This window comes from Bacillus salacetis, assembly GCF_003581585.1.
GTDB classification, from domain to species: Bacteria; Bacillota; Bacilli; order Bacillales; family Bacillaceae_B; genus Rossellomorea; species Rossellomorea salacetis.
The window spans coordinates 40,870-54,391 of sequence record NZ_QXIR01000024.1 but is presented as its reverse complement, the minus strand read 5'-3'; the positions used below and the strand labels follow the sequence as shown (position 1 = coordinate 54,391).

The following is a 13,522-nucleotide window of genomic DNA, read 5'->3' as shown; positions in this document are numbered from 1 at the left end:
ACTTTCATTCATAATTTTTAAAATATTCTATAAACAATTATATATCAATAGTTTATAAAAAAAGCCATTTTCGAAAACTTTGCTGCTATTCAATATTAATTTAAATCAATACCCTTGTAATTGAACGTAAAAACCCCGGCCACAAGAGTAACCGAAGAAAGCCGGGGAACTCCCGGCTTTCTTTCTCATCTATTGGCCGACTCTTTCTTTCACCTGGTCCCGTAAAGCCCTCTTCAGGAATTTGCCGACAGAGGTTTTCGGAATTTCCTCGAAGAACAGGATTTCATCCGGCAGCCACCACTTGGCAAATTGCGGTTTGAGAAATTCATAAATTTCTTCTTTCGTGGTGTTCTGATGGTCCCCTTCTTTTAAAACAACACAGGCAACAGGACGCTCCTGCCATTCAGGGTGAGGAACTGCCACTACCGCTGCCTCAAAGATGCTCTCATGTGCCATAAGGGCATTCTCCAAATCGACGGATGAAATCCACTCTCCGCCAGATTTAACGAGGTCCTTCGTCCTGTCTACGATCTTTACGAACCCTTCCTCATCGACCGTGACAACATCCCCTGTATAAAGCCACCCGTCTTTGAAGGCTTCATCTGTTCTTTCATCTTTATAATATTCAGAGGCAATCCACGGCCCCCTTAACGTTAACTCCCCCATTTCTTTCCCATCCCAGGAAACTTCCCCATCCTTTCCGATGATTCTCATTTCCAGGCCGGGAACGAGGATACCCTGTTTTGCTTTTACATTATATTTCTCTTCTTTCCCCCATTCTTCCATATAGCTTTTCTCTCCGGTTACAGTGGCAAGAGGGCTTGTTTCAGTCATTCCGTATGCATGCATGAATGGAATCCCATGCTTTTCTTCAAAAGCTTTGATCATACCCAGCGGTGCTGCTGAACCTCCGCAAAGAATGGAACGGAGACTGGAAAGATCATATTGATTCTCATCCAGTTCTTTCAGAAGTCCCAGCCAGATGGTCGGCACCCCCGCAGTAATTGTGACTTTTTCCTCCTGCATCAATTCTGCCAGCAGCTTAGGGGTAAAGTAAGGACCTGGCAGGACTTGGGAAGTGCCGAACCATGTGGCGGCAAACGGAAGCCCCCAAGCATTCACATGGAACATCGGCACCACCGGAAGGGCAATGTCCTTTTCTGAAACACCTGTAGTATCCGCAAGACCAAGCGCCATGCTGTGAAGAACGATTCCTCTGTGAGAGTATACAACTCCTTTAGGATTTCCAGTGGTTGCGCTCGTATAGCACATTCCTGCTGGCGCATTCTCATCCAAATCATCGCGGAATGGGTGATGGGGATCCCCTTCTGCAAGGATTGTTTCATAGTGATAGGCAGGTGAAAGGCTCGTTTCCGGCAGGGTATCGCTATCCGTCATAATGACGAAGGCTTTCACAGTTGTCAGCTGGTCTTTCACCCTTTCAATCAGCGGCAGGATATCCGAATCAATCAAAAGGACCTTATCTTCAGCATGATTGATTATGTAAATGATATGCTGAGGTGCCAGCCTGATATTGATTGTGTGCAGCACCGCACCGCTGCAAGGTATGGCAAAGTACGCTTCCAGGTGCCTGTGATGGTTCCAGGCAAGTGTGCCGACTTTATCGCCTTCTTCCACGCCAAGTTTTTCAAGGGCGCTGGCCAGCCTCCTCGCCCGGGAAGCCATCTCCTTATAGGTAAACCTGCTTATACCACTCTCTGTCCGTGAGACTATCTCTTTCTTCGGGTAATATCTTTCAGCGCGTTCAATCATTTGTGTAAGCAGCAAAGGAGTGTTCATCATTTGGCATCTCTCCTATCATTAATGAAATCGCTTTCAATTACCAACAGTTGAATATATGCATTCCTATACTAATCTCATTCGCTATTTTGCATGCCAATCCCTTTTAATTTAGTGAATTTTCCGAATATAAAAATCCATACAAAAAACGGCCCTCCTTATGAGGACCGCTGGTTATTTAATTCAAAAGCTCATCGAGAATCTGCAGTTTCTTGTCGGTATAGTTTTTGAATCCTTCATTATATGCTTTTGGTTCTTTCGGATTTGCAAAATGAGTAATCTTCCCGGTTTCAGGATCGATGAATTTGCTTGCTGCACCGCAGCCTATTCCGATGATGGTCTGCATTTCTTCCATTATCATGATGTTATAGATGCTGTCCTGTTCAGGAAGTGCATAACCTACATTTTCCAGGTTTCCAAGGATGTTTTTCTGACGGTATAAATAATATGGTGCATAATCATGCTCTTCTGTCCATTTATCAGCTAGAGCCATCATTCTTTCGATTTCTTGCCTGTCCGCCACCTTATACTTCTCTTTATTTCTCGTCATTTCGGATGCTCTTTTAAAAGACAACGTGTGAACTGTTAATGATTCCGGCATCAGTTTTTCAGTTTCATTCAAAGAATGGCTGAACTCCTCCACCCCTTCACCTGGCAAACCGATGATTAAATCCATATTGATGTTCCTCATGCCCATTTCCCTTGCAAGATGGAACTTTTCAATTGTCTCTTCCACTGAATGATGCCTGCCAATTGCCTTCAAAGTCTCGTTCGTGTAGGACTGAGGATTGATGGATATCCTGTCGATGTTCCATTTATTCAAAACCTCTAATTTTTCAGGAGAAATAGTATCAGGCCTGCCTGCTTCCACCGTCACTTCCCTTACTTTGTCCACATCCGGGAATGACCGGTACATTTCCTCATACAGCAGATCCATTTGTTCTGCTGTAATGGAAGTAGGTGTTCCGCCCCCATAATAGACGGTGGTGATTTTAACATCGTTTTCTTTCAGCCAGCGCCCTGTTTCCTGGATTTCATAATGCAGGCCTGTAAGAAACGAATCGACTCTCCCTTGTTTCCCGAGGATTGCATAGGCAGGGAAGGTGCAATAAGCACATTTTGTCGGGCAGAATGGAATGCCTATATAGATGCTGACTTCTTTTTGAAGAGAGTATAAGTCCGGGACCACAGACAGCTGCCGGTCGACAATCCGTTCCATCAGGTCGATCTTTTCATCCGTAATGAGATAATCCTCTTTCAGCTTACGGCGGATTTCTTCTCTCGGCAATCCTTCGCGTACGCCCTTATGAAACAGTTTAGTCGGACGGATCCCAGTCAGGATACCCCAAGGCTGCACAATTCCTGTGTGATCCTGCAGTACATTCAAATAGACATGGGACAGGGCATTCTTGAAGCTGCGAAACTGTTCTTTATCTGTCTGGTCCACCGGGACTTTCTTTTCGAATTGAGAAGTTTGCTTCTGTTCCCCAGACTCAAGAGCAGCCTCTGCCCTGACAAATCCCTGGTCCTTTTCTATATCGAACTCTATATGGAGATCACCTTTGACTTGTTCAAACGGGGCAACTGCCGGATCTTCAAAAAATAAATTGGCGATAAGCTGCAACGGACGATTGAATCGTTCATCATGCAAACCGCTGAATGTAATGTTCAATGAAATCACCTTTCAAAAATCGAATTTCAACTTGTTTAAGTGTACAGAAGGAATGACGTATGGTCAATACTAAAGCGGAAGCGCCTTGTTCAGCCCCGACAGGCATAAGACGAGCCGGCGGAAAGGTTGTTCTTTAACCTTCTTGACGGATTGGCTTATGACCCCGAGGGGCTTGGCGCTGGAGCTGGATGATACTAAAGCGGAAGCGCCTTGTTCAGCCCCGACAGGCATAAGACGAGCCGGCGGGAAGGTTGTTCTTTAACCTTCTTGACGGATTGGCTTATGACCCCGAGGGGCTTGGCGCTGGAGCTGGATGATACGAAAGCGGAAGCGCCTTGTTCAGCCCCGGCAGGCATAAGACGAGCCGGCGGGAAGGTTGTTCTTTAACCTTCTTGACGGATTGGCTTATGACCCCGAGGGGCTTGGCGCTGGAGCTGGATGATACGAAAGCGGAAGCGCCTTGTTCAGCCCCGACAGGCATAAGACGAGCCGGCGGGAAGGTTGTTCTTTAACCTTCTTGACGGATTGGCTTATGACCCCGAGGGGCTTGGCGCTGGAGCTGGATGATACTAAAGCGGAAGCGCCTTGTTCAGCCCCGACAGGCATAAGACGAGCCGGCACGAAGGCGGCTCCTTGACATGGAATGCTCCGAGATGCAGTGGCTATGAATCCAGGCATCCACTTCCGATAGTTTTCCTCATTGGGTGTTCCATACTTTATTAGCGGCCCTTCACTTTGAAGCTCCTCATGCCTGGTGCTCCAGCTGAATCGGGATACATTCCACAACAAAAAAACTGACCCCTGCCAGGCCAGCTTTCTTCCTCTATGATTTAATGACATTCATTTTTCTCAGGAATTCAATCGGCTGCTGTTTTCGGAATAGCTCTTTCACAGCATAAGCAACACCATTTTGTTTATCTGAGCGTGTGATCCAGTCGGCTGCATGTTTAACCTCCAGGGGTGCATTCCCCATGGCAATTCCCAGCCCGCAGCAATCGAGAAGATCCTTGTCATCATGGTTCGCTCCTACCATTACCACCTGGTCCCTGGTGATTCCCGCTCTTTCACATACGTATAGGAGGCCCCTTAATTTAGAAACACCTCTTTTGACAATATCCATCCTGCCCGCACCTGTAACGATGCAGTCCACTTCATGATACATTCCTTTGATTGCTTTGATGGCATCACTCATCTCTGACTCAGAATTAAACTTAGCTTCGATCTTAAGAGCAGATGAAGGGTCTTCGAAAAGGTACTCGCTCAAAGAATCTGTGTAGTGGGTACTGTAAATGAAACTCGATTCTCTATTATATAAGACTTTTTCACGGAGTGAACCTGTCAGCTTGATCCTGTTCATGATGGCCATCTTGTCCTGCACGACCCTCAGCTGGCAGTTCAGCTCTTCAAGGAATTTCACCAGCTCATAGGTAATATCTTCGTGGATTTTATTGACATACAATGGTTTACCCATCTGTTTTCCAATATACGCCCCCTGATGAGTAACCAGTGGATTATCAATTTTCAAGGCTTTGGCAACCCGTTTCGCAGAAGGAAATGTTCTTCCTGTAATCAGAGTTACGTGGATTCCTTTGCTTTGGACATAATCTATTGCCTCTTTTGTGTCCTTGTTTAAACGGCCATTGTTAAGCAGAGTGCCGTCAATATTTAAAGCTAACATACGATAAATCATGGATGCGACCTCCTCATTCGTTGTCTATTTTAACCTGCTGGAATATATGATTTTGGAATGGAATGGTAATCATGTCCACTCTAGTCCTTTGTATACTGATATGTCAGGGCATAGAAATATATGACAAGATTCAGAGGGTTTCCTTTAAACAATGCTCTTTTCGTAAACTTTGTTGCTATTCACTATATTCTTCATATAAAGTTCTGGTAAATCGCCGTAAAAACCCCGGTGACCAGGAAAGAAAAGAGCTGCTCATTCTTTTTCGATAGTAAACCCTTTGAATACAGGAGAAAAATCCGGCACTGGAATTTTTCCGGTAGCAACAATATATGCGAAAACAGCCTTAAACAAAAAAACTGCCCCCGGCTGAGCAGCCAGGGGCATCATTCAAATATTACTTCTGCATGGAACCGTATAGTTCTTCAAGTGGCTTCATGATGACTTTGTTAAGTTCGTTGATCAGCATGCTCATTCTTTGCTCGGCTTCCATCAGCTGTGAAATCTTTTCATGCTGCTGGACAAGCATGGCTGTCTTCTGTGCATGTTCTACTTCTTCCTGTGTAAGTTCTTCACCGTTCATCTGCTTTTGCTGCAGGTTCATTTGAATATTGCGGAAGTTTTCGAACATTTTGTTAGCCTGTTCATCACTGTTTACTTCATCGTACATTTTTTTCAGGTTATTGAATTCGTCACTTTTTCTAAGTGCACTTTCAAGTTCATTTGCGTAATCGTATAAGTTTACTGCCAAAATAAATACCTCCTAATAATCTCTAGCCAATTCCCTACCACTATAACAAAAGTGAAAGGAGAATGCGAGGATACTTATGCTTTCTACTATTTCTATGCAATAAACAGTACAATGGCACCCTGGACCAATCCGATGATTCCTCCCAGCAAGGCCCCCAGGTAGGTAATCATTTTCAGCTCTTTGGAGGTGATTCCGAGGACGAGTTCTTCCAGGCGCTGAACGGAGAAGGTTTCCACCTGCTCCCTGACCACTTCCTGCAGATGCAGCTTTTCCATGATGATTTCGATTTTTTGCGAGACAGCCATTACACTCATTTCAAAAATATGAGGCACAATGATCCCTGTGATTCTCTGTTTGAAAGGTGACAAGACCTCTTTCAGGTCGGTTGACATCAGGTTTTCCACTGAAACCATATCCAGCACCGAGCTTTTCAATGCCGGGAGGACTTCTTCATTTTTAACATTTTTAAGGACATCCTCCCATTTCGATTCCTTTAATTTCTCCCATTCTTTTTTCAGGAGATTTCTCAGAATTTCCTTTGTGCCATCATGCTTTATGAATTTAATGATTTCCGGCTGGATTTTTTCAGATAAAGAAGAATTGCCAAGGAACATACCAAGCATGTTTCCGAGCATCCCCCGCCCTTCCAGGAAGTCATCGATCATGATTTTAACTTTGCGCCTGCCTTCCGGACTGTTGAAGTATGCCTCCCCTTTTTCAGCAATGAACTCTGCGGCCATCGGGATGCCCGCCTCCACTTTTTCCTGCCATTTGAGCGGGACTGTGGCCTCAATTGTCCTGGAACGGTACTCTTCTTTATAACCATGATATTTCTGGTCGATCCAATTCTCTATACCGCTTTCAATATTCTCTGTTGTCAATGGAATACGAAGTTTCTTCAGCCATGCCTCAATATTTTCATCCGATTCAATGACCGGCTCAATACTCTCGCCTATCCAGCTGACGGCATCTGTCCTGAACTGTCCGTTGGATAATTTTTTCTGGATGCTTTCTGGTGTGATCAAATGATGAACGACCATTTCTCCAAGCTGGACGGCCATTTCACTCCTTCTCTTTGGTATCAGGCCAGGTGTGAACGGAACCCTCCATTTCCCTATATATACCGGATTATACGGCCTGAAAAGCATCTTGATGGCAAGGGAGTTGGTAAACCCGCCGATTGCCGCTCCAATCAGGACCATTATGATAAAGGTAACAATAATTTCCATGATTTCATCCTTCCTTTGGGGGCTTACTCATAAGAATGCTGCAGCTGCATCAAATATTTCTCATCGTCCCTGAACATTTTCATCAGTCAGACATAATATGCTATATCAGCATCCGCCCATTATAATATTATAAATTTTGTCCTGCGGCAGCGCAAACGGGGAGTTTTGTCATGCGATTTAAATTTAAAGCCTCCAGCTCAATCAACGAGCCCATTTTATACCTTTCCAACAGCTCCATTCCTGAATTAAATGCATTTTTCGGTGAACGCATTTCCCTAAGAATCGGACTCTCCCGTTTCCAAATAAAGTTAGCTGTTTCTTCCAGCAAACAAGAATGCTGTGAACTTCTTTTTCCCGGGGAGCATGCTAATAAACTTGAATGGGAGGGCAGATTCCAATATTATTTTTCCAGTGAAGGGAAAACCCTCTCACTAGGCCCTGTCATAGGAATCCTTACTGATATTGATAAGACGGGAAAACCGCTTCTTGGAAGACTGGATGGATATTACAGTGAACTTCACCGTTTCACTCAATTGCAGGGAGGACTGTTCTTCCTTACAGGATCTGCTGAATTAAAGCGGTCCCAGGGATACTTATTCAACGAAGAAAAGGGTAATTGGATCCAAACTTTCACCCCGCTGCCTGATATTCTCTATAACCGGATCCATTCACGAAAATCGGACCGGGATGAACGGATTAAAAACCTGATCTCCAGTTTGAAGAATGAATCTGTCTTTGTCTTCAACACTTCATACTTAACAAAGGAGTATGTTCACAGCCTGCTTTCACAGGAAGATCACCTTCTTGAGTATTTGCCGAGTACCGAAACCTTTTCCACATCACGCCTGCGCAGCATGATTGAACAGCATAGGGATCTTTTCATCAAGCATGTTGCCGGCAGTCAGGGAAAAAAACTGATGAGACTCACCTTACTGGATGATGAATACCGCTTATCTCAGAATCTGCTGGATGAAACGGTGAGCAAAACGTTTTACTCGTTCAGTGAGGCTGCTGATGAATTCTCGAAACAGAAGGTATCTTCAAATTATATCCTTCAGGAAACAATTCCCCTCCTGAAAGCCGGAACAAGGGCACTGGATTTCCGTTTCCTTTGCCACTTGGTTCATAGAAAAGAGTGGAAGTTGATTTCAGCAGTTGCAAGGATTTCAGGAGAAGGTCAATTCGTATCGAATATAGCAAAAGGCGGGGAATTGGCCAAACCGCTGAACATCCTGAATGAATTCTTCAGCCTTGAAGAGGCACGGAGAATATTCCTGTTGATGGAAGAATTGGCCCTGTCAGTCTGCAGCAGTCTCGCTAAGAATAGTTCCTTGACCTTAGGTGAATTGGGGATTGACCTTGGAGTGGATGAATCAGGAAAACCGTGGTTGATCGAAGTGAATTCAAAGCCATCCAAGCAGACCTATACTGATAACAATACCATCCGGCCGTCTGTCAAAGCACTTCAGTCGTTGGCAGGTACCATATGGGAAGAAAGGAGAATATAAATTGAACAGACTTGGAATCATGATGCTGGAACCTGATTTGTTCCATTCATTTTACACTGGAATGGCAGAAGCCGGCGAAAACCATAACATTGAAGTGGTGTTATTTTCACCGCTCCAAATCCACCCCCATACTGAATGGGTTCAAGGATACCGCTATTCCAATGAAATTGGAAGCTGGGAAAAAGATATCTTTACGATACCTGAATTCATTTATGATAGGACTTTTTACCAGGATGACTTCGCATCGAAACAGGCCAAGGCAATTGCTCAGTGGCTGAAAAACCGGGATGATCTATGCTTCCTGGGTTATGGTCTGCCAAATAAGTGGACTATTTATCAACACTTGAAGAAACAAGATAAAGTTTCTCCCTATCTTCCTGAAACTACACTGATAGAGTCCATTCCCGAATCTATTGCCAGAATCAAAAAAGATAAGCTCGTCATCATTAAACCTTATGATGGTGCCCATGGGAATGCTGTTTATGAAATTGAGGCTGACCAGAAAGAAATGACCATCCGTACAACGAAAAAATTGGAGATGATCGAGAAAAAGATGGATGATGACACTCTGGCCAGATGGCTGGAAGGCGTCACACGAAAGAAAAGCTTCATCATGCAAAGGAGACTTGAAAACACAGATGACCAAAATCGGCCATTCGATTTGAGGATCCTGCTCCAAAAAAGCGAACATGAGAAATGGATAGTGACTTGCAAAGGATTCAGGGCAGGAAATCAGAACAGCCTGCTTACTAACTTAAGTGCCGGTGCTGCAGCCATTCCTTATGAAGAGTGGAAGAAGAACCAGAAACAGTATAATTGGAAGTATATTGAAAGTGAATTAAGTGAAATCCTGAGTACACTTCCAGTCATCCTGGAAGAGGAATTTGCTCCATTATTTGAAATCGGTCTAGATATCGTCATAGGGAAAGACAGTTCAGTATGGATTCTAGACATGAACTCCAAGCCTGGCCATAAGATGCTTCAGCTTCTAACACATGAAGAAATAAAGCAGATTTATTCATTGCCATTACGCTATTGCAAAGCTCTTCAACGAAAAATGCCCGCTGCAGGAGGCGAATCAACTTGATTAAGTCCTATAAGCTGGAACGATTCGAATCAAAAGAGAAAATCCTCTATCTTCCCGTCAGCCTGGACCTGGAAAACATCCAGACCATCTCCCTTGGATCTTTACAAACCGCGGCCGAATGCCAAAAACATCCCAACGGCCGGAATGTAGTATCAATTAGTTCAAGCCTGGCAGAGGAATTGTCCCTCCCTCCTTTCATCACAACAATTTATTTGTTCCGCAATGAAAATACAATCATTCTTGGCCCTCTTATTGGTATATTCACATCCGGGTTCACCTCATTCTTAATGAAACCGATAGGCGAACGCTCAGCTTTTTTTTCAAAGCTCCTATCTCTTCAGTCCTCCATGGGCGTCATCCCTTTCGTCTTCGGCGAAAAGCATATCGATTGGGAAAATGGACTTGTCAAAGGCTGGTTCTACATCCGTAACGAATGGAAAACACATATCGTTCCTCTTCCAAACGTCATCTATGATCGCCTCCCCAATCGCAGGAGCGAAAAAAAGCCGGGGTATCAGGAACTAAAGTCGCGGCTTCAAACTGAATATGGCATCCCGTGGTATAATCCCGGTTTCTTTAATAAGCTTGAGGTTTTCGAGCGGTTGGAAAATGACGATGAGGCAATAAGATACCTTCCAGAGACACATGCGTTTCAATCATTCTCACAAATAGAGAGAATGATGTCCAAATACGGCCATGTGTTCATTAAGCCCAAAAACGGTAGTCTCGGGATGGGTGTCCACCAATTCACTTATAACCGGTTGACGGAAGAATATTACTGCCGGTTCCAGGATAAGAATGGCGGTAACAGATTGGTCAGATCTGGTTCGCTTGAAAAATTAGTCCAAAGATTGATTCCAGCCAAGATATTGAACAGGATGGTTATCCAACAAGGAATACATTTAATAAAATCGGAAGAGCATCCTGTTGATTTCCGGGTCCATACCAACAAGGATGAAAACGGAATATGGCAGGTAAGTGCTATTGCTGGAAAGGCTGCCGGAGAAGGAAGCGTTACAACTCACCTTCATAATGGCGGCAAGGTGTTGAGCTTGCAGGAGATTTTCACAGATGAAAACCAATTTCTGCGCACGGAAGAAAAACTAAGAACAGCCGCACTCATTCTATCCTCTGCAATTGAACGGAATATGGAAGGGTTCATCGGGGAAATCGGATTTGATTTTGGAATAGATACGATTGGACGTGTATGGTTGTTCGAAGCTAATTCAAAACCGGGAAGGTCCATTTTCACACACCCCGATATGAAACCCTTTGAATTGCTGACCCGGAGACTCTCCTTATCCTTTGGACTTTACCTTACACAGCAATCGATCAGGCAGCCTCAGGAGACCCTGACATGAAAATTTATTACCAGCCACAGAAGAAGATTTTCTTTCACTCAGATCCTTCGCTTCAATCACTGATGTTCGGCAGGAATTCATATATTCTCTATAGAGAGGATGAACCCTATAAACACGGGTTCAATGTATCGGCAGTGAACAATGCCTGCGGCCCGGTGATTGGGATATTGACTGCCAATGAAAAGGGAAGTTACCTGGGTAACTTCCCTTTGTTTCAAGAGCTTCAAAAAGTCATCACAACAAGAGGCGGAATATCCTTTGTATTCTCTTTGAGCGACATTGGAGGCGAAAGAATAGAAGGGCTGTGCTTTAATGAGGAAAAAAACACGTGGATATCATGTAAATTTCCCATACCACATTTCATTTATAACAGAGTCCCTTCCCCTTCAATGGAGAAAACAGAAGAGTTCACCGGGTTCCTTCAGTGGGTTGAGGAAAAACAGATTCATTTTTTCAATCCTCATTTTTTTAATAAGTGGGAGATCTATCAATGCCTTTCCGAAAATGAATCACTGAAACCGCACTTGCCGGAAACCAAATTACTTCAAAGCAAAGAAGCATTGGAAAATGATCTAAGAACCAAGCAGAAGATTTATATCAAGCCTGTTTTGTCTTCTAAAGGAAAAGGGATCAGGCTGCTTGAACAAAGTGAAGATGGTCAGATCGTATGTAAAAGTACAAAGAAGATCGAAAGGTTCCTTCGATATGATCGATTGATGCTCAGGTATCCAGAATGGTATGAAACCGATCAATATATTTATCAAGAGGCCATACCCTGCCAAAAATTAAATAACCATCGATATGACTTAAGGGTCCTTGTCCATTTTACAGGAACCTCATTCCTTGTGACTGGAATCGGCATCCGTGTTTCGGAACGGCAGGAAGTGACGACTCATGTTCCTCAAGGAGGCAAAATCCTCCCCTTCCATTTTGTTGAAACAGAGGAACTGCTTGAAAAGATTGAAGCCCTCGCTGAGGAATGCGGAAAACAACTTACTGCCTCTTTCGGGCTGATCGGTGAATTTTCAATGGATCTGGGACTGAGAGAAAGCGATGGCCTGCTTGTTGTCTTCGAAATCAATTCAAAACCAATGAAATTCGATGAAGAAGAAATTGAGGAAAAACGACTGGGGTGCCTTGCTGATTCGTTCTTCCATTTCTCAAAAGCATCCAGACAGTTATCTACTTAATCTCCTTATAGATATAAGAGAATCTGACTGCATTGACCGGGGCATCCGCCATGACGGTGAAGAGCGGCTTGTAGATCTGCCAGCCGGGAAAATCCATCAGGAGATCCCGATAAAATACAGCAGATTTCAACTCCTCTTTCAATGCTCCGAGGACACCCTCCCTGAATGTGGCGGCGGTCCTCTCTTCTTTTTTAAATGAATGGTATTCACCTACCTGAAGGAAGTAAGCATACTGGAGAAGTTCATAATGCTTATATTTATCATTTTCTGCCTTCGCAATTAATTTCTCATAGACAGTATTATTGGCATTGGCTTTCAGCTCTTTATAAAAATTGCCGGAAGTCCATGAATGACTGATCCCGGTTTGCAAGTCACGAATAAACATTACAACAGCACCCTTCACTAAATATACAGCAGTTTCAGCAAATCACCGCACTGGGGGACAGTCCCCCAGTGCTTTAACGCGTCACCGCGCCCGGGGACAGTCCCCCGCCGCTTTAACGCATTAAAGGAAATAGCTGAGATTGGCAGCTTTCTTAAACTTTATGACGGTTCATACCACCTTATGTCTCATTTCAGGTTTTTTCCGCAAGGCATGTTGATTTTTGTACCCTCTGTAAAAATAGTGCTTAAACGTTTAGAATAAGAAGAAGAAAAAGCCGATGACGGCTAAAGTGAATAAGGGGGCTAATGAATGATTCAACACTTTCAATTCCAAAGTATGTATGAAAACAAGAAATTACCAGGCTGGACATTCTCTTTTTTTTATAAAGGGACAAAATATAACGGAAGCTACCACAAAGACGGTACAATCGAGTGGAAAGAAGAACATCCGCCCGTTTCTGATGAAGAGATGATAAAAAAACAAATACATGAACTTATGCTGTACCATGTATATGAGTAATCTTCTTCAGATGCAAATGAAGGCAAATCAGAATCACCAATCTTGATGATCCTCATCTGCCCGAATATGGATAATATTGAAATCCACCTGTACCGCTATCAAAACAATATCTTTAAGTAGGACTTACCTTGCAGAAATTGCTGTTTCATACACAGTTCACCACATCCATCCAAAGAATCGTCTTATAAACCTGTGCAAACAAGAAACCAAAGTGGTGTGCATCCTTAGTGTGAAAAACTCCAAGATAAAGGGCAGACGACCAGCTCTTTTTGTTATTCACAAAGAGCAATTCATCCAGAATCAGCCTTAAGAAATAAGTAAATGAGGGAAAAT

Annotated in this window: 13 protein-coding genes; 5 read left to right on the top strand and 8 right to left on the bottom strand. The window is 43.7% G+C overall.

From position 1 onward, the window contains the following. Positions 1-189: 189 nt before the first annotated feature. From D3H55_RS16195 to D3H55_RS16175, 6 genes are all read right to left on the bottom strand, one after another. Entirely contained in the window at positions 190-1,803 is a 1,614-nt protein-coding gene (locus D3H55_RS16195; RefSeq protein ID WP_119548367.1) for a long-chain fatty acid--CoA ligase, read from the bottom strand. Between the two features lie 175 nt (positions 1,804-1,978). Beyond that, on the bottom strand, positions 1,979-3,472 hold the full coding sequence (locus D3H55_RS16190; protein WP_119548366.1) for a coproporphyrinogen III oxidase: 1,494 nt from the start codon (positions 3,470-3,472) through the stop codon (positions 1,979-1,981). 405 nt (positions 3,473-3,877) lie between these two features. Then, positions 3,878-4,261: a hypothetical protein gene (locus D3H55_RS23850; RefSeq protein ID WP_136035726.1), complete on the bottom strand. Its 384-nt coding sequence runs from the start codon at positions 4,259-4,261 to the stop codon at positions 3,878-3,880. Between the two features lie 34 nt (positions 4,262-4,295). Beyond that, positions 4,296-5,162 carry a Cof-type HAD-IIB family hydrolase gene (locus tag D3H55_RS16185; RefSeq protein WP_119548365.1) on the bottom strand — a complete coding sequence of 289 codons (867 nt, stop codon included), beginning with the start codon at positions 5,160-5,162 and terminating at the stop codon, positions 4,296-4,298. A 394-nt stretch (positions 5,163-5,556) separates the two neighbouring features. Then, positions 5,557-5,910 carry a YlbF/YmcA family competence regulator gene (locus D3H55_RS16180; protein ID WP_119548364.1) on the bottom strand — a complete coding sequence of 118 codons (354 nt, stop codon included), beginning with the start codon at positions 5,908-5,910 and terminating at the stop codon, positions 5,557-5,559. 92 nt (positions 5,911-6,002) lie between these two features. After that, positions 6,003-7,139, bottom strand: coding sequence for a DUF445 domain-containing protein (locus D3H55_RS16175; RefSeq protein WP_119548363.1), 1,137 nt, complete (start codon positions 7,137-7,139; stop codon positions 6,003-6,005). Between the two features lie 170 nt (positions 7,140-7,309). On the opposite strand from D3H55_RS16175, the gene D3H55_RS16170 reads away from it, so the two are divergent. Genes D3H55_RS16170 through D3H55_RS16155 form a run of 4 tightly spaced genes read left to right on the top strand, consistent with a single transcriptional unit; the run spans position 7,310 to position 12,285 of the window. Beyond that, complete coding sequence (locus D3H55_RS16170) at positions 7,310-8,647, top strand: YheC/YheD family endospore coat-associated protein (RefSeq protein ID WP_119548362.1); 1,338 nt, start codon at positions 7,310-7,312, stop codon at positions 8,645-8,647. Position 8,648: 1 nt separating this feature from the next. After that, complete coding sequence (locus D3H55_RS16165) at positions 8,649-9,734, top strand: YheC/YheD family endospore coat-associated protein (protein WP_119548361.1); 1,086 nt, start codon at positions 8,649-8,651, stop codon at positions 9,732-9,734. Continuing rightward, positions 9,731-11,095: a YheC/YheD family endospore coat-associated protein gene (locus D3H55_RS16160; protein ID WP_119548360.1), complete on the top strand. Its 1,365-nt coding sequence runs from the start codon at positions 9,731-9,733 to the stop codon at positions 11,093-11,095. Before D3H55_RS16165 ends, D3H55_RS16160 begins: the two co-directional genes overlap by 4 nt. Beyond that, positions 11,092-12,285 (top strand): YheC/YheD family endospore coat-associated protein, encoded by a 1,194-nt coding sequence (locus D3H55_RS16155; protein ID WP_119548359.1) that lies wholly within the window; start codon positions 11,092-11,094, stop codon positions 12,283-12,285. The genes D3H55_RS16160 and D3H55_RS16155 overlap by 4 nt, the downstream gene beginning before the upstream one ends. Here D3H55_RS16155 and D3H55_RS16150 read toward each other — a convergent pair. Further along, positions 12,278-12,670: a hypothetical protein gene (locus D3H55_RS16150; RefSeq protein WP_119548358.1), complete on the bottom strand. Its 393-nt coding sequence runs from the start codon at positions 12,668-12,670 to the stop codon at positions 12,278-12,280. The two genes, D3H55_RS16155 and D3H55_RS16150, sit on opposite strands and share 8 nt — an antisense overlap. A 309-nt stretch (positions 12,671-12,979) precedes the next feature. On the opposite strand from D3H55_RS16150, the gene D3H55_RS16145 reads away from it, so the two are divergent. Further along, positions 12,980-13,189: a YheE family protein gene (locus D3H55_RS16145; protein ID WP_119548357.1), complete on the top strand. Its 210-nt coding sequence runs from the start codon at positions 12,980-12,982 to the stop codon at positions 13,187-13,189. Positions 13,190-13,334: 145 nt separating this feature from the next. Here the strand turns inward: D3H55_RS16145 and D3H55_RS25275 are convergent, their stop codons facing one another. Then, positions 13,335-13,469, bottom strand: coding sequence for a hypothetical protein (locus D3H55_RS25275; protein ID WP_276310246.1), 135 nt, complete (start codon positions 13,467-13,469; stop codon positions 13,335-13,337). Positions 13,470-13,522 lie beyond the last annotated feature (53 nt).

What these genes read in the sequence shown, in the direction of transcription:
- D3H55_RS16195 (WP_119548367.1), bottom strand. Translation starts at nt 1,803, where the DNA reads ATGATGAACACTCCTTTGCTGCTTACACAAATGATTGAACGCGCTGAA.
- D3H55_RS16185 (WP_119548365.1), bottom strand. Translation starts at nt 5,162, where the DNA reads ATGATTTATCGTATGTTAGCTTTAAATATTGACGGCACTCTGCTTAAC.
- D3H55_RS16175 (WP_119548363.1), bottom strand. Translation starts at nt 7,139, where the DNA reads ATGGAAATTATTGTTACCTTTATCATAATGGTCCTGATTGGAGCGGCA.
- D3H55_RS16170 (WP_119548362.1), top strand. Translation starts at nt 7,310, where the DNA reads ATGCGATTTAAATTTAAAGCCTCCAGCTCAATCAACGAGCCCATTTTA.
- D3H55_RS16155 (WP_119548359.1), top strand. Translation starts at nt 11,092, where the DNA reads ATGAAAATTTATTACCAGCCACAGAAGAAGATTTTCTTTCACTCAGAT.
- D3H55_RS16150 (WP_119548358.1), bottom strand. Translation starts at nt 12,670, where the DNA reads ATGTTTATTCGTGACTTGCAAACCGGGATCAGTCATTCATGGACTTCC.
- D3H55_RS16145 (WP_119548357.1), top strand. Translation starts at nt 12,980, where the DNA reads ATGATTCAACACTTTCAATTCCAAAGTATGTATGAAAACAAGAAATTA.